This is a genomic window from Serratia sp. 2C06, from assembly GCF_050037615.1.
GTDB lineage: Bacteria > Pseudomonadota > Gammaproteobacteria > Enterobacterales > Enterobacteriaceae > Serratia > Serratia ureilytica.
In genome coordinates, this window is record NZ_CP188299.1 from 3,119,781 (window position 1) to 3,141,628 (window position 21,848).

Here is a 21,848-nt window from a genome sequence, read left to right on the forward strand (position 1 = left end):
GTAGTCAAGTAGCTTACTCAATCAGAAACCCTGCTTCGGCGGGGTTTTTTCGTTTCTACCACCCGATGTTCGGGCTAAGCCCCGGCAGGGGGAGGTTATGAGAATGGACAAATACAGCTCCCAACTCTCGTACTGGGTTGCATCACTTCTGGCCGCTGCTGGCGCCATGACATTGCAAGATTGGGCCGTACTAGTGGGGATCCTCGTTGCCGTTTTTACCGCGGGAGTGAACTGGTACTACAAACGCAAATTGGTCAATAAGCTCACTGCTGTAGGTTATGACAAAGAGCGCGCGAAAGCAGCCTATAAAGCGATGAGCGAGTGATGCCATGAACCCACAATTGAGAAACAAAATCGTCGCTGCCATAACAGGTGGCGGCGGGGCGATTGCGATCGCCACTGCAATGCTCGGCGGCCACGATGGATTAGAGGGACGGCGGTATGTGGCCTATCGCGACGTCGTCGGCATTCTGACGGTCTGCGATGGACATACCGGCGCCGATATTATCCTCGGCAAGCGATACCGCGACGCAGAATGCGATGCGCTGTTGAAATCTGACCTGCAGAAAGTTGCTCGGATTGTCGATCCTTCGATCAAGGTGAAAACCACGGAAACCCAGCGCGCCGCTATTTACTCGTTCTCGTACAACGTCGGCCCGTATGCTTTTATCGACTCCACGATGCTGAAAAAATTGAATGCCGACGACCCGGCCGGCGCGTGCGGTGAACTGAAGCGCTGGAAGTATGCCGGCGGCAAAGAATGGAAAGGGCTGATCACCCGGCGTGAAGTCGAAAACACCGTTTGCACATGGAGCCAATCATGAACGGCTGGATGAGCAAGATCGCCGGCGGCAGCCTGGCGCTTCTTTTGCTGGTGGCTATCTGCCTTGGCGGTTACAGCTCGCTGTTGTCGCACCGGTTGCAGTTGGCATGCCAACAGGCTGCAGAACAGCAGAAGACGTTGGCACAACAGGCCGGGCTGATAGCTACTCTGCAGACGCAAGATGCGCAGAATCGCGCGCTGATGGCGGCGCAGCAACAACGCGAGCAGCAGCTGCGCCAGCAGCACGACACCGCCCAAAGGAAATACCGTGAAGCGATTAAAAACGATCCCTGCGCTGGTCAGCCTTTGCCTGCCGCTGTGCTTGAGCTCTTGCGCCCGGCCACCGGCACAGCCCCCAGCGCCGTTAATCCTCTTTCCCCCTGAATCAGCCTTCACTCTGTGTGAGCAGCCAGAAATGGCCGGCGACACATGGGGCGACGCCGTCAGCTATACGCTGGCACTACAAACCTCACTGAAAATTTGTGCCGGCAGAATTGCCACGCTGAATGCCTGGCGGGCCGCCTTGCCGAAAAGGTGAAAATACCAAAGCGCTGAGCCGTCGCCGTTTTCCTGCCCTAGCCACGACCCGGGCTCCTCACGGCGAGCGGGTGGGAGAAATCAAAAACGGTTAATACCCCTCGAGCTAGGGGGCGGTCATAGCGGAAACATCAGCCGTGGTAGAAGAAACGGTGTGACAGCCGGAGAGACGGTAAGTAAACAACAATTTATTAAACTATTAAATTTAGTGTTAAATTAAGAGGTCACTTATCTACTTAGAGGTAAACATGGCATCTTGGATTTGTCCATATTGCGGACAAATAGCAACTGCGAATGCGGTTCTTTCCGCTACAGAATCTTTGCTTTTTCGAGAGGACACTCGATATGGCAAGGTTATGATGATTTCTTCAATAGCACTGTGCCCTAATGAAGAGTGCAAAGAGATTGTGGTTTCATCTAACTTAATGACAGCTAAGTTCAGAGATGGGCGGTGGAACCCTGAACAGAAACTAGATACCTGGAGGTTGAGGCCCCAAGCAGCAGTCAAGGTGTTTCCAGATTATATTCCTAAAGTCATCCTTGATGATTACAAAGAAGCTGCACTGATATGTAACTTATCCCCAAAAGCATCTGCAACACTAGCTAGACGGTGTATACAGGGAATGATAAGGGACTTTTGGGGGGTTAAAGCTGGAAGGTTGGTTGATGAAATTAATGCTATAGAGGGTCAGGTAGATCACGGGACATGGGAAGCCATTAACGCCATTCGAAGTATTGGAAATATTGGTGCTCACATGGAAAGAGACATCAACTTAATTGTAGATGTCGAACCTGAAGAGGCTGAGTTACTCATCCAGCTTATAGAAGTGTTGCTCAAAGATTGGTACGTCGAAAGAGAGGAACGCCATAGAAGAACGAGCAAAATTGTGGAACTAGCCAAAGCAAAGCAGGCGGAAAGAAAGGCTGTCAAACACTAGACCCGCTACGGCGGGTTTTTTTATTGTCCATCACAGAGCATCTATCCAGGTGCTGCGTAATGCGCAAGCAAAGCCACAGGCGACACCCACCGATCACTCAGATCATGGTTGCCCGTGGCTTTTTTATTCTCGGAGAACGTTATGTCACAACCGGAAGAAAGCGGCCTCGAGCGCGATTACTGTGCCGGTCAACTTTCTCTCCGCGACTTGGCAGAGATATACGGCATCAGTGAGGGGGCAATCAGGAAGCGCGCTAAAAAGCATGGCTGGGTACGCAAGGGAAAGAGCGGTACGCAAAAGGGTACGCAGGTACGCAAAAGCGGTACGCATAATGGAAAGGTGCGTACCAGTCCCAAAGCCAACATAGAAGCAGTCGCCCCGGATAATGACATCAATCCTTATGCCGATTATGGGGATGACGATACGCCAGGCCTAGACCCGCGCAAATACGGGTTAAACGATATGCAGTGGCGTTTCGTGAATGAGTACCTCATCGATCTGAACAGGACGGCGGCATACAAACGCGCGGGTGGGAAGGGCGAAGGCAACACGGCATATGTCAGCGCCAGCCGCATGTATAGAAACGCTAAGGTGAACAGGGCAATCAGCGACGCGCTGGCTGCTCGCGAACTTCGCACCCAGATCACCCAAGATGCAGTCCTGAAAATGTGGTGGGACATCGCCACGGCCGACGTCAACCAGATCACTGAGTACCGCCGGTTATGCTGCCGTTATTGTTGGGGCTTCGGCCACCAGTATCAGTGGATGGATGCGGTGGAGCACGAGGAGGCGGCGGTGAAGGCTAAAGCCGCGAATAAGCCTGAGCCATCCGACAGAGGTGGTTACGGCTTTGATGCGATGTTGGATCCCAATCCTGAATGCCCTCGCTGCAATGGCGCTGGCGTTGGCCGCGCGCACTTCCACGACTCTCGAGATTTGACCGGCGCCGCCCGGCGGCTTTTCGCTGGCATTAAGGAGGGCAAGTTCGGAATTGAAGTGATCACCCGAAATCAGGATGACGCGCTGAAGATGGTGGCGCAGCACCTGGGGATGGTGAGAAACAAGACTGAACTGAGTGGTCCGGATGGAGGCCCTGTCAAAACCGAAAGCGTCAATCTGACACCGGAAGAAGCTGCAGAGGCCTACCGCAAGCTGATGGGGTAAAACTGCCAGAAACAGCCCGAAAATCCAATTTTGGCACTATGCAAAAACACCCGTGTTTTATGCGCTGTTTATGCAGTCCGTTTTCAACGGTCTGGCTCGAAGTTTGGCAGAAATAGGCGGTTGAAGGGGATCTGGTGATGAGTGCTATTACGGCGGTGCGGGTAACCATCATTATGTTAAAAAGGGCTTGTATTGCCCTTTTTATAAGTAATCAGTCTATTAATTAATCAAACGCACATATTGATAGGCAGCTTGACCCGAATACTGATCTGTTACTTCCTTAGGTGAAGATGAAATTAACCGGGCTGCCACTTTTTGCGAAGGAACATTTGATGCACTAACAATAGCTTCAACATAAAAATCGGAAAGTTTATCTTTAAAACCATTTTGCATCTCGTCGATGCTCATCTGAATGATTTTCTTTGCAATGCCTTGATTTCTAAACTCTTCCGCTACGGCGTATCCTATGCCAAAACAATGCTTCCCTTCCAGAGGTTCTGCGAATAAGTAAATGACAATTCCTTTGGCTTTGCCATCTTGTACAAGAGCATAAGTCAGTCGGGGAGTTCCATTTGCATCGTCAAGTAAGAGCGAAAGTTCAGGGTGTAATTTGCACTTTTGCGGCGCTATTTCCGCCTTTTCTAAAGCTTGCTGATAGCTAACCAAAGCATCATGTGGGTCGGTCATCTTTGCCACTTTTTTGTCCTTTTTGCTGTGTTAAAAATTTGATTATAAGACAAAAAAACTCAATCGTATTAGTTAAGGGTATTTCTGTTATGCCGATCCCATTCCCGTTCGACTTCAAAAATCCGGATTACACCCAGGTGTTCGAATGGCGGATGGAGCGCCTGCAGCGCATCAGGGCTAATCCTGAATCGCTCCCAATCATGAAGGCCTTTTATAAGGACAACCCGGCCCAGTTCATCATTGATTGGGGAATGACGGTTGACCCGCGCAACGTCGAGCGTGGCTTACCGGCGCGTATCCCATTTCTGCTGTTCCCAAAGCAGGAGGAGTGGATCCAGTGGTTTGTAGAGCACTGGCGGGCATCAAAACCCGGCATCACGGAGAAAACCCGCGACATGGGCATGTCGTGGCTGACGGTAGGGATGGCGTCGTCGCTCTGCCTGTTCAATCGTGGTGTCTTTGCCGGCTTCGGCTCTCGCAAAGAGGAGTATGTCGATAAAATCGGCTCACCGAAGTCGCTGTTCGACAAAGCCCGTAACTTCATTTGCCTGCTGCCGGTAGAGTTTCGCGGCGGCTGGAGTGCCAAACAGCACGCGCCGCACATGCGTATCCTGTTCCCGGAAACCGAATCAGCAATGACCGGTGAGGCCGGTGACGGCATCGGGCGTGGTGACCGCACCAGTTTCTACATCGTGGACGAATCTGCGTTCCTGGAGCGGCCTTATCTGGTTGATGCGTCGCTGTCTGCCACCACCAACTGCCGGCAGGATATTTCAACGCCGAACGGCATGGCAAACTCCTTCGCTGAGCGCCGTCATAGCGGCAAGATCGACGTGTTTACGTTCCACTGGCGTGATGACCCTCGCAAAGACCAGGCTTGGTACGACAAGCAGGTAGAGGAACTCGACGCGGTCACCGTGGCACAAGAAATCGACATCAACTACAGCGCATCCGTCGAGGGCGTGCTGATCCCGTCTGCATGGGTGCAGGCGGCGATCGACGCTCACATCGCGCTTGGCATCGAGCCAACGGGCGTGCGCATGGGAGCGCTGGATGTTGCCGATGAAGGCAAGGACACCAACGCCTTTACGTCCCGTCACGGCTTCCTCCTGGAGGATATCGACGAGTGGTCGGGGAAGGGCGACGACATTTTTGGAACCGTTCAGAAAGCTTTTAACATTTGCGATCAGCAACTGCTTGATCACTTCCGGTTTGACTCAGACGGTTTGGGAGCCGGGGCGCGCGGCGATGCACGGGTAATAAACGAAAACCGTGAAGCCGAGGACATACCGACAATTGTCGCTGTGCCATTCCGCGGTAGCGGCGCGGTATTCGATCCCGAAGGCGAAGCTGTTCGTGGTGATAACGGACGGCCCGCCCGCCTTAACAAGGACTTTTTCGCCAATGCCAAAGCACAGGGATGGTGGTCACTGCGTACCCGGTTCCAAAAAACCTACCGCGCAGTGACTGAAGGGATGGAATTTGATCCTGACGAAATCATTTCCATCTCTGGGACGATGAAAAAAAAGGACAAGCTGGTTATTGAATTATCCCAGTCCACTTACACGGTGAATGGTGTGGGGAAAATCGTGGTTGATAAAAAGCCTGACGGCACCAAATCACCTAACCTCGCCGACTCGGCAATGATCGCCTACGCCCCAATGGAAATGCCAATGCTCATTTCCGACGACTTTTTGGAGAGTATTTGATGTGGCCCTTTAAGCGAACAAAAACGAGTGGCGAGGCGCCGCCAGTGCAGGAGGCGCCAAAATCGCCAGGGATTGCGATCAGCGACGAGATGCTCGCCGAGGTCGGACACAAAAAGCGGCGTGAGTTCGAGAAGTACGAACCGCCGGCCGGTGTTATCCCCGACTGTATCCGCAGTGCGATTCTTGCGATGGATGCAACGCCATACGATTCACTGAACGGCAGCTACCCCGATTACGTTTTCGGCGGCTTCCCTGGCTACCCCTATTTGGCGCAACTCGCCCAACTGCCGGAATATCGCCGGATGGTGAGCGTGATCGCCGAGGAAATGACCCGCAAATGGATCAAGGTTAAAGCGGCCAGTGACGGGGATGAAAGCAAGGCTGACCGCATCGCGCTGCTCGTTAAGGCGATGGAGCGCTACAAGGTGCAGGATATTTTCCGCCTGGCTATTGAGCACGACGGATTTTTCGGCCGCGGCCAGATATACATCGATGTGCGTTCCCCGCGCGGTTTGTCCGCATGGACGGATCCGGAGGAGCTGCAATCCCGGCTGTTCCTGTCCAACAAAAAAATCACGCCCGGCTCGCTGGTGGGCTTTCGCGTGATTGAGCCGGTATGGACCTACCCAGGCATCTACAACGCCGATAACCCGCTGAGCGATGATTTCTACAAGCCGGCGGAGTGGTTCGTGATGGGTAAGACCGTACACGCCAGCCGCATGTTGGATCTGATTTCCCGGCCGGTGCCTGACATGTTGAAGCCGGCCTATAACTTCGGTGGCTTGTCGCTGACGCAAATCGCCGAGCCCTACGTCAATAACTGGCTGCGTACCCGCGATAGCGTGGGTGATGTGCTTCATTCCTTCTCCCTGAGCGGCATCCTCACGAACATGGGGAATGCGTTAAGCGGAAAGAACGATCCCAACTATGCCAAGCGCGCGGAGCTGTATAACCGCACGCGGGACACACGCGGCTTGTTGATTCTGGACAAGCAACAGGAGGAGTTCTTCCAGTTCAATACGCCATTGAGTGGGCTGGATACGCTGCAGGCGCAGGCACAAGAGCACATGTTCTTTGTCAGCGCGATCCCGTCGGTGAAGTTCGCCGGCCTTAGCCCCACGGGTTTGAATGCCTCGAGCGAGGGCGAGATCAAGGTGTTCTACGACACGATAGCAGCCGGCGCGTCCAGATTGCTCAAGCACCCGATAAAGCGCGTGATGGACATTATCCAGCTGTCGGAGTTTGGCGACATCGATCCGGATATCACCTTTGAATTCGAATCCCTGCACGAAATGACGCGTGAACAGCAGGCCGCCATCCGCAAAACAGAAGCGGAGACGGACCAGATTTACGAGAGTATCGGCGCGGTGACGAATAACGAAGTGCGCGAAAAACTGGCCTCTGATCCGAACAGCCCCTACAGCGGTCTGGATTTAAGCGGGGAGATTGAGATTGACGACGAAGACGACGAAAACTTCAACCTCGAGGAAAGCGCGTCGGAAAAAGACCCTCCGTCAGATCCGACCCAACGCGGGGATTGAGGCCTGGTACCGGCGGCAGCTGGATAGGGCGGTGCAGGAGCTGCACAACAGCACGCTTTATTGGTTGCGCGCCGAATACCGTCAGACCGGGCTGGCGCAGGATGCCTCACCGGCGATCATGATGCGCGATGCCATGCGCAAATTGTCGCGGCGCTGGCGAAAAAAATTCGATGTGCTGGCCGGGAAACTGGCTGAGCGTTTCGCTTCTGATGTGTTGAAGAATAGCGATGCGTCGCTTTCCACTGCATTGCAGCAGGCCGGTTTCACGGTGCCATTCAAAATGACGGCGGAAATGAACAACGCGCTGCAGGCGACCATCACCGAGAACGTCAACCTGATCCGCTCCATTCCGCAGCAATACCTCACGCAGGTCGAAACGCTGGTAATGCAGTCGGTATCCCGCGGGCGTGATCTCGGCACCCTTACCAAAGAGTTGCAACAGCGCTATGGCGTCACCCGGCGCCGGGCGGCTTTTATCGCGCTGGATCAGAACAACAAGGCAACGTCTGCCATGCAGTCGGCGCGCCAGCGTGCGCTTGGCTTCCGCCGAGGGCGCTGGCGCCATTCCCACGCAGGGAAAGAACCGCGCATCTCCCATGTGAAAGCCGACGGCAAAGAATTCGATCTGGACAAAGGCATGTTTATCGATGGCGAATGGATCATGCCAGGGGAAAAAATTCGTTGCAGGTGTGGATGGGAGGCGATTTTACCGGGACTGGAGTAATGAATGACGACTGAACGACTGGCATTTGACCGGGGTTCGGTGCGGCAAATTGATAAGGTCGGACGGCTGCAGGTAGAACGCAGCAACATCAGCAAGGCCAACGTGTGCGGCTATTACGGGCGAGAAATCCCGAATTCCGAGGCGCTAGGACTTGAGCCCGACCGGCTGTACATGCTGTACCGCGACCCCGACGAGCTGCGCAAGGCAGCGAAAACCTTCAATAACATCCCCATCCTTTGCCGACACAAGCCTGATTACCCAGGCGCGCCCGCGCGTGAGCTTCGGGTGGGGACAACGCACGCCAACAGTGATTTTGATGGCACCTACCTAACAAACGGATTGTCGATTTGGGACAACTCCGCCATCGCCGGTATCGAGACCGACGAGCAACGAGAACTGTCATCGTCGTATGCGTACGTCGCTGACATGACCCCAGGCGTTACCCCGGATGGCGTCAAATTTGACGGCGTGATGCGGGATATCGTCGGTAACCACGTGGCGCTGGTCGGTGACGGCCGGGCCGGATCCGATGTGCTGGTATTTGATTGCCTCCCGAAGGAGTTACAAAACATGAAATTAAATCGTAAGGGTGTCGCCATGCGCGCAGCGCTGGGCGCCTATCTTAAACCTCGCCTGGCGCAAGACGCCTCGCCGAAAGACCTCACGCAATTGGTGGGCCAGCATAAACGCCCCAACGCGATCGCGAATGCGGTCAAATCCGCGTTTTCCGGCCGCCTGGCGCAGGATATGGAAATCGAGCCGGCCGAGCTTGCCGAACTGATGGAGGCCGCCGAAGAAGTGGTCGAGCCGGAAGAGAACGGACCAGCGTTTGATACGGAAAACCCACTGGAAAGCATCCTGGCGCTGTTGTCCGACAAAGTGCCGGAGGAAGTGCTGGAAAAAATCAAAGCGGTACTGATGCCGGCGGCGGATGACACCCCGGACGATCCAGCAAAAGACCCGGTAAAACCGAATCCCGATACGGTCAGCAAACCGGCGATGGACGCAGCTATCAGGCTGGCGGCTGACAACGCCACCAAGGCGGCGGCGAAAAACTTCCAGGCGGTTCGCACCGCTGAAAGTGAGGTGCGTCCTCTGATTGGTGACGTGGTGGCGATGGACTCCGCCGAGGAGGTTTACCGCACCGCGCTCGAACAGGCCGGGATCGATATCACCGACGTACACCCAAGCGCTTACCGCAGCATGGTGAAGTATGCCGTAGAACAAAAACAGGCCGTCAAGGCGCCGAAGCTGGCCCATGACTCCGCGGCTGCATCGTCTTTCGCTGCCGACTTCCCTACCGCCGGCAAACTTAAACGAGGTTATTAACATGTCAGGATTTCAGACGAGCATTAACCAATACCCGGCTCCGGGTATTGAGGGGGCTTTTGCCAGTAACAACCCATACACCAGCTATGTGGCCGGTGAGGGGGCATTGGTCACCGGTGCCGACGGGTTAACCATTGGGCGATTTGCCTGGGTGGTGAAGGGCGTGGCATCGAACAAAGGCACTGGCGCGCCGTCGGGGTTTGTTCCTCGCGATGGCCAGGCGTCAATCGTTGAATGGCTGGGCGCGGCGTCTAACGTGATCCAGCCGGGGCGAGAGTGCACGCTGCACACCGGCGGTGATTACTGGGCGGTTACCACGACAGCGGCCACTGTCGGCCAAAAAGTGTTTGCGTCACTGACCACCGGCGAGATTGCTACCGGTGCCGCCGGCGCGACCATTGAAGGCTTTGCGGAAACGGCATTCTCGGTGGCCAGCGCCGCGGCGGCCAAAGAACGTATCAAAATCAGCACCTGGAGCAAGTGATGAATAAATTTAAGCAGCATTACGCTACCGCCAGCCGCGATTACGGCATCATCCTGCCGGGCGCGCAGGCTTACCTGCCGCCGGAGTACGCGAGCGATTTCGCGCTGGCGATGGATGCGCAGCCTAATCTGGTAACGGTCTCAAACTCCGGCGTGCCGGCCTATTTCACCAACTACGTTGATCCAGAATTAATTCGCGTGCTGGTGACACCGATGAAAGCAGCCCAAATCCTGGGCGAAACCAAAAAGGGCGACTGGACGACGCTGACCACTCAATTCCCGATCGTGGAATCAGCCGGTGACACCAGCTCTTACGGCGACTACAACAACAACGGCATGGTAACCGCGAACGCAAACTGGGTGCCACGCCAGAGCTACCACTACCAGACGCACACCCGCTGGGGTGAACGCGAACTGGATATGTACGGCGCAGCGCGCATCGGCTGGGCGGCGGAGTTGAATGTCGCGTCTGCCCTGGTGCTGAACAAGTTCCAGAATAAATCCTACTTCTACGGCATCGAGGGTTTGCAGAACTACGGCCTGCTGAACGATCCATCGCTGTCGGCGCCGATTACCCCGATTGACGTTGGCGGTAAGTTGAAATGGGACGATAAGGACGCCGAGGCGATTTATAACGACATCGTCAAGCTGTACAAGCAGCTCGTCAGTCAGACCAAAGGGTATGTCGAGCGAACCGACAAGATGAAGCTGAATATGTCTCCGTTGTCGGAAGCCAACCTGACGAAGACCAACCAATACAAGGTCAACGTTGCAGACCTGCTGCAGAAAAACTTCCCGGGTATGACCATCGAAACGGCGGTGGAGTATTCCAGCGATGCGGGTGAAGTGGTTCAGCTGATTGCCGAGCGTCTGGGGGAGAACGACACCGGTTACTGTGCGTTCACCGAGAAAATGCGCGCGCACGCCGTGGTGACGGAGTCTTCAGCCTGGCACCAGAAAAAATCCGCCGGTACCTGGGGGGCGATCATTCGCCAACCGCTGGCTTACGTACAAATGTTGGGGGTTTAAAAGATGGCAGAGCAAGTAACAGTTGGCTGCAAATTGCCGAACGGTTTGGTGTTGGAAGTCGACGGCCATCAGCAGGCGGTCGCGGGTTACCGCGGCGAAGATGTGCGCATTATCGGCGGCTATGGCCTCACACCGGTCGATAAGGAACTGTGGGATGCCTGGTTGAAGATCCACAAAGATCAACCGTATGTAAAAAACGGTGTGATCTTCGCCCAGGACAATGGCAACAGCGCCCGTGCGCAGGCCAAAGAGCAGGAAAAGTTGAAGTCAGGCCTTGACCCATTGCCGCAGAACAACCCGGCGCCGGGGATCAAGCGTGATGATGAAGCGATGAATAAAAAGGAGTAATGCATGGGCGCCGTGGTTTTCAACATCAAGGCATTTCGGGCGCTTTACCCGGCGTTTGCAACGGGATGCGGATCGGCGCCAAGTGATGACCTGCTCGAGGCGCTGTTCAATCAGGCCTCGACCCTCTACCTCGATAATACCGATGAAAGCAAAGTGCAGGATCTGAAAGAGCGCGAGCAGTTATTTTTCCTGCTTGTTGCTCATCTCTGTGCGTTGCGCGGATTTGGTTCAGGACAGTCGGGCGGTCAGGGAAGCGGCCTTGTTGGCCGCATTACCAGTGCCTCAGAGGGATCGGTTTCTGTATCGGTGGACAGCGCCGGCAGTAACGATCAGTCATGGTGGTATCTGCAGACTCCCTATGGCGCGGATTATTGGCAAGCGACCGCGCCCTACAGGACGATGGTTTATCACCCGGGCTCATCGCCATCGCGCTATCCAGATCACTACTATCGGCCGGTCAGGCGGGGGCGCTAAATGGGTGCAAGTGTTCGCGGCGGTGCCGCGTTTAAAGCGCGCCTGGCGCAAATTGCCGACGGGTTGTCTTCGGGCAAGAGCCTCAAGGTGGGTTTTTTGGCCGATGCGACCTATGAGGACGGGACCCCGGTTGCGCTGGTGGCCGCCGCGAACGAGTTCGGAAAAATGGTGATGACCAAGGCCGGGGAGTCCTATTTTCAGCTGCCGCGGCCTTTTTTCCGCAACATGATTTCAGCCAACAGTGCGCAGTGGCCCGGTGAGTTTTCGCAGCTTATCCGTTCATCAAATTATGACGCGCGGTTAGCGCTTGGATTGATGGGGGAGCGGATAAAAAGCCAGCTGCAGGACTCTATCCGGGAGCTCAACTCTCCGCCGTTGGCGGAATCGACCATTAAGCGCAAAGGGTTCGATAAGCCGCTGGTCGACACTGGCCACATGCAGAACAGCGTCGACTATGCCGTTGATGGAGGTGATGAGTGAATTTGCACGGTATTGTTTCGCGCGCCGTCGGCGCAGTTAATCCCTTCGTTGAGGCGCAGATTTATCGATCGCTCGGTGCCGAAAAACGTGAGGATTATTCCCGGGCGCCGGCCTATGACGCGCCCATTTCGATGATGGTACAAAAACAGGCTGTTACCCAGGGCGATATCCGCCACCTGGACAACCTGAATATTCAGGGGGTGTTCACGTCCATCTATACGAACGGGAACTGGTGCGGTGTGAGCCGACCGAAGCAGGTCGGCGGTGACAAATTCGTCATCGCGGGCGAAACGTGGCTTGTGGTGGCGGTGCCGGAGAACTGGCCGGATTGGACGAGGGTTGTTGCATGTCTGCAAACGTAACGCTCTCGATCACTGAAAGCGATCTCTATAAAGCCCTTGGCGATTTTCTCCAGGGGCTTTTTGTTGATGCGCAGATCGAGCGCACTCAGCAAAACGGGGTGTCGATGCCACAGGGCGAATTTATCGCGATGACTTCGCTGAATTCCGCCGGTTTGTCTACGGCGGTGGTGAAGTACACGCCGCCACCGGCGGCCGGAATGGGTACGCAACACATCACGCGCACCACGCGCTGGGAATGTCAGCTTGATTTCTTTGGCGACAGCGCGGAGCGAAATTCCCTGATGTTCGCCACGCTGATCCGCTCGGAGTTTGGCACCTCCGCTTTTCGCTGCTCCGGGGGCGTCTTAACGCCGCTCTACTGTAGCGATCCCCGTCAGACCACGATGATTAACGGCGAGTGGCAATACGAACCGCGCTGGACGCTGGAATTCATCGCGCAAATCAAACCGGTGGTCAGTGCGCCTCTGGCGTTCTTCGACAACGTGACCATCAAAACGACCACAACGGAGTCCATCGATGGCAATTCCAATCAGTAAAGACGTAAAAATCAAACCGGGCGTGCTATCCGCCGTGGGTAATGCGGTCGACCTCAACGGCCTGCTTTTAACCGACAGCCCTTACGTACCGATCGGCGACGTCCCTTCGTTTTCGTCACCCTCGAGCGTGGCCGATTATTTCGGTGGTGACTCTGACGAATACGTTATGGCATCCATGTATTTTCAGAGCTACAACAACGCGACAAAATCTCCGGGGGCGTTGCTGTTCGCCCGATTCAACCGCGCGCCGGCGGCAGCATGGTTGCGCAGCGGATCGTTCAAAGGGGTGACGGTCGAGGAGCTGAAAAAAATCTCCGGTACGCTTACGATCAGCATCAGCGGGAAGAATGCCAGTGCGGAAGTCAATTTCAGCGCGGTAACCAGTTTTGCGGAGGCGGCCGCCGCGTTGCAAACCTCATTGACGGCCGCCGTGGCGACGGTGGTATATGACACCACGCACAATGCCTTCATCATCACTGCTGCCGGCGCCAAGCCGGAAGCGACGACTATCGCGTATGCGACCAGCACCGCAGCGGCACCCATGAAGATGACCAGCGATCTCGGCGCCAAGATCTCCCAGGGGGCGCCGGCGGCAGTGGTTCCCGCGCTGTTCACGGCAATCATCGCCAAGTCGCAGCAGTGGGCCTCATTTTCGACCGTTTTCGAGTGCAAGGATGATGAACACCTGGCGTTGTCCGCATGGGCCAGCGCGCAGGAGGAGCGCTTTTTCTATGTGGCGTGGACCACCAACGAAAAAGCCCGAATTACGGGCAATCAGGATCACATCGCGTACAAGATCATCACCGTGAACAATTACGGGAGTGTCGTGCCGGTGTTCTGCACTGACGTCAAAAAACCTGCATCCGTATTGGGATATGCCGCTGCGCTGGACTTTACCCGCACAGAAGGGCGCGTGCCGTTCAAATTCCGCGAATACAACGGGCTGGCGGCCGATGTGACCAGCGGGGGTGAGTACGACGTGCTGATCGCCAATGGCTATAACTTCTACGGCAAGTACGCCGCCAATAACATCGTCGAGGATTATTGGGCAGATGGCTCGATCACCGGCGATTTCAAATGGCTGGACAGCTTCGCCGGGCAAATTTGGCTGAACGCCAACCTGCAGGGCGCGGTGCTGGCGCTGTTCAAATCCAACAAGACGATCCCCTACAACAACGCCGGGCGCGCGCTGGTTGCAACCTCGATGACCGATGTGATCGAGCAGTTTAAAGCATGGGGCGGCATTCGTGCAGGGGTGACACTGTCCGCGGCGCAAAAACTGGAGATCAGCAACGCAGTAGGGGAAGACGTGTCGGCGACAATTTTCGCGACGGGGTACTACCTCTATGTCGGTGAAATGCTGCCGGCCCTTCGTCCTGCTCGCACCAGCCCGAACTGCGCGTTGTGGTACAGCGACGGCGGCAGCATCCAGAAATTGAATATTGCATCGACGGAGGTTCAATAATGTCCAACACCATCACTTCTGCCGACGCCATCATTACGCTGTCGGTAATGAACCTGTACCCGTCAGGCGTGCAGCTGCAGGGTTTTGCTGCGGATAATATCTACGGGACCGACGCGCTGAGCCTGGCGGAAACGGTGCGCGGCGCCGACGGCAAGTTATCGGCTGGCTTCATTTACGGCAACATCAACCAGACGATCTACATTATGCCGGATTCGGAAAGCCGGGACGTGTTCGATACCTGGGCGACCACATCGCGCGCCAGCGTGGCGGTGTTCCGCTGCAATGCAACGGTTATCCTGCCGGCGCTCAAGCGCAAATATAAATGTGTGAACGGCGTGCTGAAGCAGTGGAAGGCGCTACCGGATGCCGGCCGCATTCTGCAGGCCAGCCAGGCGATCATCGAATGGGAATCCATCACTCCGGAGGCGTTTAACTGATGGCACGTAAAGAGACGTTTATCACTATCGACGCCGCCGGGCGCGATCAGGGCAAGGTTTTCTATATCAAGGAAATGTCGGCGTCACAGGCTGAATGGTGGGCTTTGCGGGCGCTCATGGCGATGGGGCGCGGCGGCGTCGAGATCCCCGATAATTTACGCAGCATGGGGATCGCGGCGATGGCTGTTGAGGGCTTAAAGGCGATTTCGAAGATCCCCCCGGATGAGGCCAAGCCGCTGCTTGATGAGTTGATGACCTGTGTTCAGGCCGTGCCGAATCCAGCGGATAAAACCGTGGTTCGCCCTTTGATTGAAGCCGATATCGATGAAGTGGCCACACGCCTTAACCTGCGCGCGGAGGTGTTCAAACTGCACGTGGATTTTTTCGCTACCGCCGGCCGCTAGATATACCGCCTCGTTTTGCCAATCCTGACAGGCCGTTTGGGCTTGTCGATTACACCAACGTTCCGCACACCATCGCTACCGTGATTTCCGCCGGCAAAGCCTCCAAGGCCGAGCTGGATGCGGTGCTTGGTGTGCAGGACTTGTGGGATTTGTTGGAAATCATCCAGGTGGACGCCCATAACGCACGCGTAATGCAGGAGGGGAAATAGTGGCAATGGTACTTGACGAGCTCGTCCTCGCCCTGGGTATTGACGACAAAAACTTCAGCGCTGGCGAGCAGGCGGTAGTGGCAGGGCTTGACCGCCTGACAGCGGTCATGGAGAACGTTGCGCAGGCGTTCGACACCGGTGAGAAGAAAAGCAGCGAGGCGCTGGATAAAACCGGGAAAAAAGCCGACAAAACCGCCAAAGACATGGAAGCCAGCGGCAAAAAGGCGGCGTCGTTCTTTTCCAGTATTCGCGCCCAGGTGCTGGCGCTGGCCGGCGTCACGTTGTCGCTGGGCGGCCTCAAAAGCTTTGTTACCGGGTTCACCAGTAACCTGAACCAGTTGGCGACGGCGGCCGATGCTTTTGGCATGTCGGCCAAATCGCTGGATGGCTGGACCAAGGCGGGCGAGGCGTTCGGTGTCAGTGCCAATGAGATTGTTGGCGCGTTCTCCCGCATCAACGATGCAAAGGCACGCTTAAAATCTGGCCTTGGGCTGGATCCACAACTTCAAAGCCTGCTACTGGCCGCCAACCAGGCGGGCGCCAATATCGATCTGGGCCGGGATGGGACTGAAGATATTGTCCGCAAATTGGCAGCCGCGTTTCCAAACCTGAATAAGGATCAGCAGCAGGCCTATGGCAGTGAGCTGGGGTATGGCTACGCCGCGCAGCAATGGTTCGGCTCTGGCCATGCGTTGCGCGATGTTGACCGATTTACAGCGCGCTCAGGCGTTGACGATCAGTCAATCGCGGCGGCGCGAAAGTTTCGCCAGCAGTGGGCAGAGATCAGCCAGGCCTTTGAGAAAACGGGATACATCCTCTTTAACGCGCTGCTGCCTTACATCAAACAGTTCAACGCGTGGCTGAACGATCTGGCGAGCTGGATGGCACAGCACCCGGATGAAATCAAAGCCGCAGTGCAGGGAGTGTTCGATGTTCTGTCGAGCATTGTCGGTATCGCCGGTGAAGCCGCCAATGCGGTAGGAGGCTGGCAGAACGCCATTCTGCTGCTGGTTAGCGCATCGGTGGGTGGCAAGCTGCTTTCCCTGTTTAAAGGGCTCAGCGGGGCGCTGATGGGGCCTGCCGGCCTTATTGCAGCTCTGGTGGCGCTTGAGGAGTTTGTCATTAAACCCCTCGAGGAAAAATACCCTGCGCTGAAAAATAACCCCGTTGCGGATGCCCTGAACAATCTGCCATTCAGTGACAAGGTAGAGGGGTGGGGAAAATCCGCTCACGATTGGGTTAAGGATACATTCGGGATCAATCTTCCGCGTGGTGATGGTTACGGGCAAGACCAGGCTCCGACGCAGTTTGCTCAATCTGTACGCCGGCCACAGCCAACAAAGGCCGGTGAGGAAATGCTGGCGTGGCTGCAGCCGAAACTCAGCAAGCTGGAGGAAACGTTCGGGCTCCCTGCCGGGCTGCTGCGCAGCATGGTGATCACGGAGTCAGGCGGCGATACTCAGGCTATATCGAAAGCGGGCGCCAAAGGGCCGTTTCAGTTCATGCCAGGCACGGCGAAGGACTTTGGGCTGGTCGGCGATGACGTTTTTGATCCGGAGAAATCAGCCTATGCCGCAGCGCGCTACATGTCGCAGCTGCTGAAAATGTTCGATGGTGATCTGGGTAAGGCGCTGGCGGCGTATAACTGGGGCCAGGGTAATGTTGAGCGCAAAGGGCTCGGCGCGGCCCCGCAGGAAACGCGGGAATACGTGCCGAAGGTGTTGTCGAATTTGCCTCAGCCGGGCGCAGGCATGGCGGCGCAGGCGCGCCAGCCGGTCGGCGGTTCGCAATCCACGATCACCGAAACAACCCATATCGGCACTCTGCAGGTGAATTCGCCGGCGGACAGCACGAAAGGGATCATCGACGACGCAAGGCAAAAAATTAATCGCTCCAGCTTTGTGGGCGCGTATGCATCGGGAGTGTCGACATGAGGTTTTCCCTGAATCAGGCCACTGTACTGAATGCTGTGCGGGGCGGTGGCCTGCTGTCTGTCGTTAACAGCGTGCTGGCACCGGGATACGGAATTTATTATGCCTCCGGCGCCAGTGTTGGCACGAAGCCCTTTTCGCCAACGTCATTTGTCGTTATCGAAGTGGGGGGCGAAGCGTCGATCACTACTGCACCGATCGAGCGAGGTGGTTACACGTCGTTCAACAAGGTGCAGCGGCCGGCAGAATTACACATTACGTTTACCGTGGAGGGCTGGACAGGGTTTTCAGGCGGGCTTCCGAACCTGACCAATCTCACGCTGACATCCCGCTCGGACGTGCTGGCCACCCTGGAGACGATGCGAACAACGGCGGAGGTTTATGACATCGAAACCCCCGACAAAACCTATTCGTCTTATGACCTGACCAAATACGATTATCGGATCCGAAGCGACGGCGGCCCGACGTTGCTTACGGTAACGGCGGTTTTTCAGGACGTGCAGGACGTGGCCGAGGTGACCGTCAGCAGCGAGACATCGCAGGCCGACACTACCAATAATCAAATCACCCAGGGAGCGAGCGCCAAAACGGAGCTCGTTACCTCTTCAACGAGTGGTTCCACCCTTTCTGATGTGAAGAAAGCGACCTCCGGCGTGCAGCGCTCGGCGTCGGAATTGGTTGGGAACATTGCCGATAAGGTTTCGTCAGCGGTCGAGGATGTGACCAAACCTCTCGGAGAGGTCACCGTCAGCGCGACGCAAAAGTTGGATGCGGCGGTTAAGCAATTGGCGGGGAGTTTAACCTGATGCTGGAAATTGTACTCAAGCCCCTCAAGTCTCAACGATTCACCGTCTCCCTGAATAATCAGGCCTGTGAAATTCGTCTGGCACAGCGTACCACGGGGCTATATATCGATCTGACCGTTAACGGTACTCCCTGCCTGCAGGGGGTGTTGTGCCTGAACGGCAACAAGATCGTACGTTACGGCTATCTGCCATTCGCCGGCGAATTATTTTTCGCTGACCTGGCGGGAAACGCGGATCCTGAATGGTCCGGCCTGGGTGAGCGTTTCAAACTTTACTACCTTGCGGCGGAGGAAATGCCGTGAGCTATCAACAACGGGATATCAGGGTGGAGTTTACCCTGGCAGAGGGGCGAACGTTTGACGATCGGGGTAACGTGCTTACCGTCAAAAATGCGCGCTGTTATATAAGCCTGGCGGCTTATGGCGGGATTGCCGGCACGCAAATTACGCTTTATCTGTGGGGGCTCGTGGCCCAGCAGATGGCGGCGCTGAGCTACAAAGGGATTTGGATTGATGGGGCCAAGCCTAATCGGATCCGCGTATGGGCTGCTGACCGTCTGATTTTCGAGGGTTTTATCAGCGATGCATATGCGGATTACAACCAGGCGCCGGATGTGCCGCTGATTATTACGGCGAACATGATGTTTTATCTGCGGGCGAAAAAGGTGTCGCCATTCAGTGCGCAAGGTCCCGTTTCGATCGATGACATTTTGATGCCAATGGCATCATCAGTGGGGCTGAAATATGAGAATCAGGGCGTTAAACGCACACTGCCCGATCCGTATTTCCAGGGAGATATCACGCAGCAGATGATCGAGGCGGCACGGGCTGTTGATGCCGAGATCGATATCAACGTGGAGAAGGTGACGATCTGGCCAAAGGGAGTATCCCGAAAAGAGCCGGCATTGCTCGTTTCTCCCGACCACGGATTAATCGGGTATCCCATTTTTACCAATGTTGGGCTGAGCATTTCGTGTCTGTTCTGTCCTGATATTTTTATTGGTCGCAAATTGTCGTTGGTGACCTCACTCCCGAACGCCAGCGGCCGCTATGCGGTGCTCAGTGCAATGCACACGTTAACCTCATGGATTGAGGGCGGCCAATGTTCAACATCCTGCGAATTGTTGCGGCAACCTGGGGGCTGATATGGAAAATTTTCATGTAAACGGCTCCGATCTGAATGGTGATATCAACGCGCAGGACTTCGTTATGCGCCAGTTTCTGGGGCGTCATGCGTTTATCACGTTGGGTAGGGTGATCAATGCCAATGGGGAGCACGTGGACATTCGCCCTATGGTGATGGCCGTCGCTGGTGACGGCTCACCTATCCCGCATGAGGTAATTTACAACGTGCCGGTATGGCGTCTGCAGGGTGGCCAAAGTGCGGTGATTATGCCACCGAAAGCTGGTGATATTGGGTTCATAGCGATTTGCGATCGGGATATCAGCGGGGTTAAAGCCACGCGCCAGCCCGCGATGCCGGGATCAAGGCGCACGCACAGCCTGTCAGATGCGATCTATCTGGGTGGTGTGCTGAATGGCGACCCGGTGCAATTTGTCGAGTTTGCTGATCAGCAGATCAATGTAACTTCACCCTGGAAAATCACGCTGAATGCGCCGGATGTTGAAACCAATGCATCGAAGCGCTTTGCCGTTAACTCGCCGGAAATCGCACTGAACGGCGCGACCGAGGTGAGCCAGAAGTTTACAGCTAAAGGCAAAGCGGACTTGTCCGGCGGCGCCACGATTGGTGGCATCGAGTTTGGTGACCACGTGCATGGTGGCGTGCAATCAGGTAGCGCGCAGACGAATAAACCGCAACAGGGGGCATGATGCAAACTCGCTCACTTCTTCTCGATACGAATACCTGGGATCTGATGCTGGACGACAAAGGCAACCTGGCGGTCACGGACAATCCTTATGCGGTGGCGCAGGATGTGGCGTGCGCCTGCAGCACTTTCCTTGGCGAGTGTTGGTATGACAACACGCTCGGAATTCCTTATTACCCGCGGATCCTCGGCCATTGGCCCGGCACGCAGCTGATTAACACAAAAATGCAGCAGGAGGCGATGAAACTGCCGACGGTCTCCAGCGCGTTGTGTACGGCAGTCTCAGATGGCGATCGCCGCATTGGTGGCGTAATGACGATCACCGATACCAATTTCAACGATTACACGGTGCTGTTATGACGGATGAAAACACCAATTACACAACTGCGGTACCGGCGGTTACGTTTTCAAAAACGGGGCTGCTGGTGCCGGATGAGGTGGACATACTAAACGGCCGGCTAACCGATTTCTCCACCGCGCTGGGGAGCTCGATGGGGACCAGCCTTACGAGCCCACAGGGACAGCTGGCGATGAGCGATTCGGCCATCATCGCCGATAAGAACGATCAGTTGCTGGCGATCGCGAACCAGGTGAACGCGGACTACAGCAGCGGCAGGTTTCAGGATGCGATTGGCCGGGTTTATTTCCTCGACCGCATCGGTGCCACCGGCACGACAGTAACCGGGACGTGCTCAGGGCTGGTGGATACGCTGATCCCTGCTGGAAGCCTGGCACAGGATGAAGCAGGGTATCTCTACGCCAGCCTGTCCGATGCCACGATCGGCGCCGCCGGTAGCGTTGATGTGGTTTTCCAGAACCTCACGACAGGCCCGACCGGTTGCCCCATTGGTGCGCTCAGCAAGGTCTACAAAGCGATCCCTGGCTGGTCTGGTGTGACGAACCGCGCCGCCGGGGTGCCGGGCAACAATGAGGAGAGCAGAGCCGACTTTGAGCACCGCCGACGCAATTCCGTTGCCAACAATGCCCGGAACACATTGAACGCGATCCGCGGCGAGATCCTCGCCAAAGTTCCCAACGTAGTGGATGTATACGTTACGCATAACCCGACCCCGGTAGACAGACAAGTCGGCTCATCCAAATATACATTGAAGAAAAACTCGTTCTACGTTGGCGTATATGGCGGAAAGGCTGAGGATATCGCGGATGCTATCTGGCGCAAGGCGCCGCCCGGTGTCGACATGAACGGTGATTCTTCATACACGATTGCAGATACCGACGGCTATGAGCCGCCATACCCGGAGTATGTGATCACCTGGCAAGGGTTGAAGCCGGTGAGCGTGTCAGTGAGGGGTATCCTGAAAAAAAGCGAATATTTACCATCGGACATTACCGATCAGGTAAAGGGTAAAGTGATCGCGGCATTCAATGGCGCTGATGGGGGCAATCGTGCGCGTGCAGCGGCTGCGCTGGCCGCCGGGCGATTCTATGCGGGCATTTACAGCATTGACCCTTCAAACATCGATATTCTCAGCCTGGCACTGAGCAGGGATGGTAACGCCTTTTCATCATCCCTCCAGTTTGGAATCGACGAAATTCCGACGCTGGATCCGAACAATATCAGCGTAGAGCTGCAGGAGGTCTAA

General features: G+C 55.8%; 28 protein-coding genes. 27 read left to right on the forward strand and 1 reads right to left on the reverse strand.

Features of this window, described 5'->3' with window-relative positions; all coding sequences use genetic code 11:
* The first annotated feature begins 103 nt into the window (after positions 1–103).
* From ACP3TA_RS15445 to ACP3TA_RS15470, 6 genes are all read left to right on the forward strand, one after another.
* Positions 104–325, forward strand: coding sequence for an HP1 family phage holin (locus tag ACP3TA_RS15445; RefSeq protein ID WP_230554795.1), 222 nt, complete (start codon positions 104–106; stop codon positions 323–325).
* 4 nt (positions 326–329) lie between these two features.
* Complete coding sequence (locus ACP3TA_RS15450) at positions 330–824, forward strand: lysozyme (protein WP_426784351.1); 495 nt, start codon at positions 330–332, stop codon at positions 822–824.
* Entirely contained in the window at positions 821–1,207 is a 387-nt protein-coding gene (locus ACP3TA_RS15455; protein WP_426784352.1) for a hypothetical protein, read from the forward strand. The genes ACP3TA_RS15450 and ACP3TA_RS15455 overlap by 4 nt, the downstream gene beginning before the upstream one ends.
* Entirely contained in the window at positions 1,092–1,361 is a 270-nt protein-coding gene (gene lysC, locus ACP3TA_RS15460; RefSeq protein WP_426784353.1) for an Rz1-like lysis system protein LysC, read from the forward strand. Before ACP3TA_RS15455 ends, lysC begins: the two co-directional genes overlap by 116 nt.
* Positions 1,362–1,716: 355 nt before the next feature.
* Positions 1,717–2,298: a DUF4145 domain-containing protein gene (locus tag ACP3TA_RS15465; protein WP_426784354.1), complete on the forward strand. Its 582-nt coding sequence runs from the start codon at positions 1,717–1,719 to the stop codon at positions 2,296–2,298.
* A 141-nt stretch (positions 2,299–2,439) separates the two neighbouring features.
* The gene (locus ACP3TA_RS15470) at positions 2,440–3,462 is read left to right on the forward strand and encodes a terminase small subunit (protein WP_426784356.1); all 1,023 of its coding nucleotides are present in this window, start codon (positions 2,440–2,442) and stop codon (positions 3,460–3,462) included.
* A gap of 219 nt (positions 3,463–3,681) precedes the next feature.
* Here the strand turns inward: ACP3TA_RS15470 and ACP3TA_RS15475 are convergent, their stop codons facing one another.
* Entirely contained in the window at positions 3,682–4,149 is a 468-nt protein-coding gene (locus ACP3TA_RS15475; protein WP_142076251.1) for a GNAT family N-acetyltransferase, read from the reverse strand.
* 89 nt (positions 4,150–4,238) lie between these two features.
* Between ACP3TA_RS15475 and ACP3TA_RS15480 the strand changes: the two genes are divergently transcribed.
* From ACP3TA_RS15480 to ACP3TA_RS15580, 21 genes are all read left to right on the forward strand, one after another.
* On the forward strand, positions 4,239–5,858 hold the full coding sequence (locus ACP3TA_RS15480) for a TerL protein (protein WP_426784357.1): 1,620 nt from the start codon (positions 4,239–4,241) through the stop codon (positions 5,856–5,858).
* The gene (locus ACP3TA_RS15485; RefSeq protein WP_426784358.1) at positions 5,858–7,399 is read left to right on the forward strand and encodes a DUF1073 domain-containing protein; all 1,542 of its coding nucleotides are present in this window, start codon (positions 5,858–5,860) and stop codon (positions 7,397–7,399) included. The genes ACP3TA_RS15480 and ACP3TA_RS15485 overlap by 1 nt, the downstream gene beginning before the upstream one ends.
* Before the next feature lie 40 nt (positions 7,400–7,439).
* Positions 7,440–8,123 carry a phage minor head protein gene (locus ACP3TA_RS15490; RefSeq protein WP_197808277.1) on the forward strand — a complete coding sequence of 228 codons (684 nt, stop codon included), beginning with the start codon at positions 7,440–7,442 and terminating at the stop codon, positions 8,121–8,123.
* A gap of 3 nt (positions 8,124–8,126) precedes the next feature.
* Positions 8,127–9,452, forward strand: coding sequence for a DUF2213 domain-containing protein (locus ACP3TA_RS15495; protein ID WP_060419454.1), 1,326 nt, complete (start codon positions 8,127–8,129; stop codon positions 9,450–9,452).
* A gap of 1 nt (position 9,453) precedes the next feature.
* On the forward strand, positions 9,454–9,936 hold the full coding sequence (locus ACP3TA_RS15500) for a structural cement protein Gp24 (protein ID WP_038875760.1): 483 nt from the start codon (positions 9,454–9,456) through the stop codon (positions 9,934–9,936).
* Entirely contained in the window at positions 9,936–10,964 is a 1,029-nt protein-coding gene (locus ACP3TA_RS15505; RefSeq protein WP_122004106.1) for a major capsid family protein, read from the forward strand. Before ACP3TA_RS15500 ends, ACP3TA_RS15505 begins: the two co-directional genes overlap by 1 nt.
* Before the next feature lie 3 nt (positions 10,965–10,967).
* The gene (locus ACP3TA_RS15510) at positions 10,968–11,312 is read left to right on the forward strand and encodes a hypothetical protein (protein WP_164144117.1); all 345 of its coding nucleotides are present in this window, start codon (positions 10,968–10,970) and stop codon (positions 11,310–11,312) included.
* 3 nt (positions 11,313–11,315) lie between these two features.
* Entirely contained in the window at positions 11,316–11,786 is a 471-nt protein-coding gene (locus ACP3TA_RS15515) for a DUF4054 domain-containing protein (RefSeq protein ID WP_038875751.1), read from the forward strand.
* Positions 11,787–12,266 carry a hypothetical protein gene (locus ACP3TA_RS15520; RefSeq protein WP_038875748.1) on the forward strand — a complete coding sequence of 160 codons (480 nt, stop codon included), beginning with the start codon at positions 11,787–11,789 and terminating at the stop codon, positions 12,264–12,266. It abuts the gene before it with no gap.
* The gene (locus tag ACP3TA_RS15525; protein WP_195879960.1) at positions 12,263–12,628 is read left to right on the forward strand and encodes a hypothetical protein; all 366 of its coding nucleotides are present in this window, start codon (positions 12,263–12,265) and stop codon (positions 12,626–12,628) included. Before ACP3TA_RS15520 ends, ACP3TA_RS15525 begins: the two co-directional genes overlap by 4 nt.
* Positions 12,613–13,164, forward strand: a complete 552-nt coding sequence (locus ACP3TA_RS15530) for a phage neck terminator protein (RefSeq protein WP_426784359.1) — start codon at positions 12,613–12,615, stop codon at positions 13,162–13,164. Before ACP3TA_RS15525 ends, ACP3TA_RS15530 begins: the two co-directional genes overlap by 16 nt.
* On the forward strand, positions 13,145–14,629 hold the full coding sequence (locus ACP3TA_RS15535; RefSeq protein ID WP_426784360.1) for a DUF3383 domain-containing protein: 1,485 nt from the start codon (positions 13,145–13,147) through the stop codon (positions 14,627–14,629). The genes ACP3TA_RS15530 and ACP3TA_RS15535 overlap by 20 nt, the downstream gene beginning before the upstream one ends.
* The gene (locus tag ACP3TA_RS15540; RefSeq protein WP_038875737.1) at positions 14,629–15,066 is read left to right on the forward strand and encodes a phage tail fiber protein; all 438 of its coding nucleotides are present in this window, start codon (positions 14,629–14,631) and stop codon (positions 15,064–15,066) included. The genes ACP3TA_RS15535 and ACP3TA_RS15540 overlap by 1 nt, the downstream gene beginning before the upstream one ends.
* On the forward strand, positions 15,066–15,470 hold the full coding sequence (locus ACP3TA_RS15545) for a hypothetical protein (RefSeq protein WP_049194151.1): 405 nt from the start codon (positions 15,066–15,068) through the stop codon (positions 15,468–15,470). The genes ACP3TA_RS15540 and ACP3TA_RS15545 overlap by 1 nt, the downstream gene beginning before the upstream one ends.
* Positions 15,471–15,678: 208 nt before the next feature.
* A complete protein-coding gene (locus ACP3TA_RS15550) occupies positions 15,679–17,613 on the forward strand; it encodes a transglycosylase SLT domain-containing protein (protein WP_204280857.1) in 1,935 nt (644 codons plus the stop codon).
* Positions 17,610–18,416 (forward strand): phage baseplate protein, encoded by an 807-nt coding sequence (locus tag ACP3TA_RS15555; protein ID WP_164144125.1) that lies wholly within the window; start codon positions 17,610–17,612, stop codon positions 18,414–18,416. The genes ACP3TA_RS15550 and ACP3TA_RS15555 overlap by 4 nt, the downstream gene beginning before the upstream one ends.
* Positions 18,416–18,718 carry a phage baseplate plug family protein gene (locus ACP3TA_RS15560; protein ID WP_164144127.1) on the forward strand — a complete coding sequence of 101 codons (303 nt, stop codon included), beginning with the start codon at positions 18,416–18,418 and terminating at the stop codon, positions 18,716–18,718. The genes ACP3TA_RS15555 and ACP3TA_RS15560 overlap by 1 nt, the downstream gene beginning before the upstream one ends.
* Positions 18,715–19,560 (forward strand): baseplate hub protein, encoded by an 846-nt coding sequence (locus tag ACP3TA_RS15565; protein WP_426784361.1) that lies wholly within the window; start codon positions 18,715–18,717, stop codon positions 19,558–19,560. Before ACP3TA_RS15560 ends, ACP3TA_RS15565 begins: the two co-directional genes overlap by 4 nt.
* Before the next feature lies 1 nt (position 19,561).
* Positions 19,562–20,248 carry a Gp138 family membrane-puncturing spike protein gene (locus ACP3TA_RS15570; RefSeq protein ID WP_060419437.1) on the forward strand — a complete coding sequence of 229 codons (687 nt, stop codon included), beginning with the start codon at positions 19,562–19,564 and terminating at the stop codon, positions 20,246–20,248.
* Positions 20,248–20,604 (forward strand): hypothetical protein, encoded by a 357-nt coding sequence (locus tag ACP3TA_RS15575; RefSeq protein ID WP_038875867.1) that lies wholly within the window; start codon positions 20,248–20,250, stop codon positions 20,602–20,604. The genes ACP3TA_RS15570 and ACP3TA_RS15575 overlap by 1 nt, the downstream gene beginning before the upstream one ends.
* On the forward strand, positions 20,601–21,848 hold the full coding sequence (locus ACP3TA_RS15580; protein ID WP_426784362.1) for a baseplate J/gp47 family protein: 1,248 nt from the start codon (positions 20,601–20,603) through the stop codon (positions 21,846–21,848). Before ACP3TA_RS15575 ends, ACP3TA_RS15580 begins: the two co-directional genes overlap by 4 nt.

What these genes read in the sequence shown, in the direction of transcription:
- ACP3TA_RS15445 (WP_230554795.1), top strand. Translation starts at nt 104, where the DNA reads ATGGACAAATACAGCTCCCAACTCTCGTACTGGGTTGCATCACTTCTG.
- ACP3TA_RS15450 (WP_426784351.1), top strand. Translation starts at nt 330, where the DNA reads ATGAACCCACAATTGAGAAACAAAATCGTCGCTGCCATAACAGGTGGC.
- ACP3TA_RS15455 (WP_426784352.1), top strand. Translation starts at nt 821, where the DNA reads ATGAACGGCTGGATGAGCAAGATCGCCGGCGGCAGCCTGGCGCTTCTT.
- ACP3TA_RS15465 (WP_426784354.1), top strand. Translation starts at nt 1,717, where the DNA reads ATGATGATTTCTTCAATAGCACTGTGCCCTAATGAAGAGTGCAAAGAG.
- ACP3TA_RS15470 (WP_426784356.1), top strand. Translation starts at nt 2,440, where the DNA reads ATGTCACAACCGGAAGAAAGCGGCCTCGAGCGCGATTACTGTGCCGGT.
- ACP3TA_RS15475 (WP_142076251.1), bottom strand. Translation starts at nt 4,149, where the DNA reads ATGACCGACCCACATGATGCTTTGGTTAGCTATCAGCAAGCTTTAGAA.
- ACP3TA_RS15480 (WP_426784357.1), top strand. Translation starts at nt 4,239, where the DNA reads ATGCCGATCCCATTCCCGTTCGACTTCAAAAATCCGGATTACACCCAG.
- ACP3TA_RS15485 (WP_426784358.1), top strand. Translation starts at nt 5,858, where the DNA reads ATGTGGCCCTTTAAGCGAACAAAAACGAGTGGCGAGGCGCCGCCAGTG.
- ACP3TA_RS15495 (WP_060419454.1), top strand. Translation starts at nt 8,127, where the DNA reads ATGACGACTGAACGACTGGCATTTGACCGGGGTTCGGTGCGGCAAATT.
- ACP3TA_RS15500 (WP_038875760.1), top strand. Translation starts at nt 9,454, where the DNA reads ATGTCAGGATTTCAGACGAGCATTAACCAATACCCGGCTCCGGGTATT.
- ACP3TA_RS15505 (WP_122004106.1), top strand. Translation starts at nt 9,936, where the DNA reads ATGAATAAATTTAAGCAGCATTACGCTACCGCCAGCCGCGATTACGGC.
- ACP3TA_RS15510 (WP_164144117.1), top strand. Translation starts at nt 10,968, where the DNA reads ATGGCAGAGCAAGTAACAGTTGGCTGCAAATTGCCGAACGGTTTGGTG.
- ACP3TA_RS15515 (WP_038875751.1), top strand. Translation starts at nt 11,316, where the DNA reads ATGGGCGCCGTGGTTTTCAACATCAAGGCATTTCGGGCGCTTTACCCG.
- ACP3TA_RS15520 (WP_038875748.1), top strand. Translation starts at nt 11,787, where the DNA reads ATGGGTGCAAGTGTTCGCGGCGGTGCCGCGTTTAAAGCGCGCCTGGCG.
- ACP3TA_RS15530 (WP_426784359.1), top strand. Translation starts at nt 12,613, where the DNA reads ATGTCTGCAAACGTAACGCTCTCGATCACTGAAAGCGATCTCTATAAA.
- ACP3TA_RS15535 (WP_426784360.1), top strand. Translation starts at nt 13,145, where the DNA reads ATGGCAATTCCAATCAGTAAAGACGTAAAAATCAAACCGGGCGTGCTA.
- ACP3TA_RS15540 (WP_038875737.1), top strand. Translation starts at nt 14,629, where the DNA reads ATGTCCAACACCATCACTTCTGCCGACGCCATCATTACGCTGTCGGTA.
- ACP3TA_RS15545 (WP_049194151.1), top strand. Translation starts at nt 15,066, where the DNA reads ATGGCACGTAAAGAGACGTTTATCACTATCGACGCCGCCGGGCGCGAT.
- ACP3TA_RS15555 (WP_164144125.1), top strand. Translation starts at nt 17,610, where the DNA reads ATGAGGTTTTCCCTGAATCAGGCCACTGTACTGAATGCTGTGCGGGGC.
- ACP3TA_RS15560 (WP_164144127.1), top strand. Translation starts at nt 18,416, where the DNA reads ATGCTGGAAATTGTACTCAAGCCCCTCAAGTCTCAACGATTCACCGTC.
- ACP3TA_RS15570 (WP_060419437.1), top strand. Translation starts at nt 19,562, where the DNA reads ATGGAAAATTTTCATGTAAACGGCTCCGATCTGAATGGTGATATCAAC.
- ACP3TA_RS15575 (WP_038875867.1), top strand. Translation starts at nt 20,248, where the DNA reads ATGCAAACTCGCTCACTTCTTCTCGATACGAATACCTGGGATCTGATG.
- ACP3TA_RS15580 (WP_426784362.1), top strand. Translation starts at nt 20,601, where the DNA reads ATGACGGATGAAAACACCAATTACACAACTGCGGTACCGGCGGTTACG.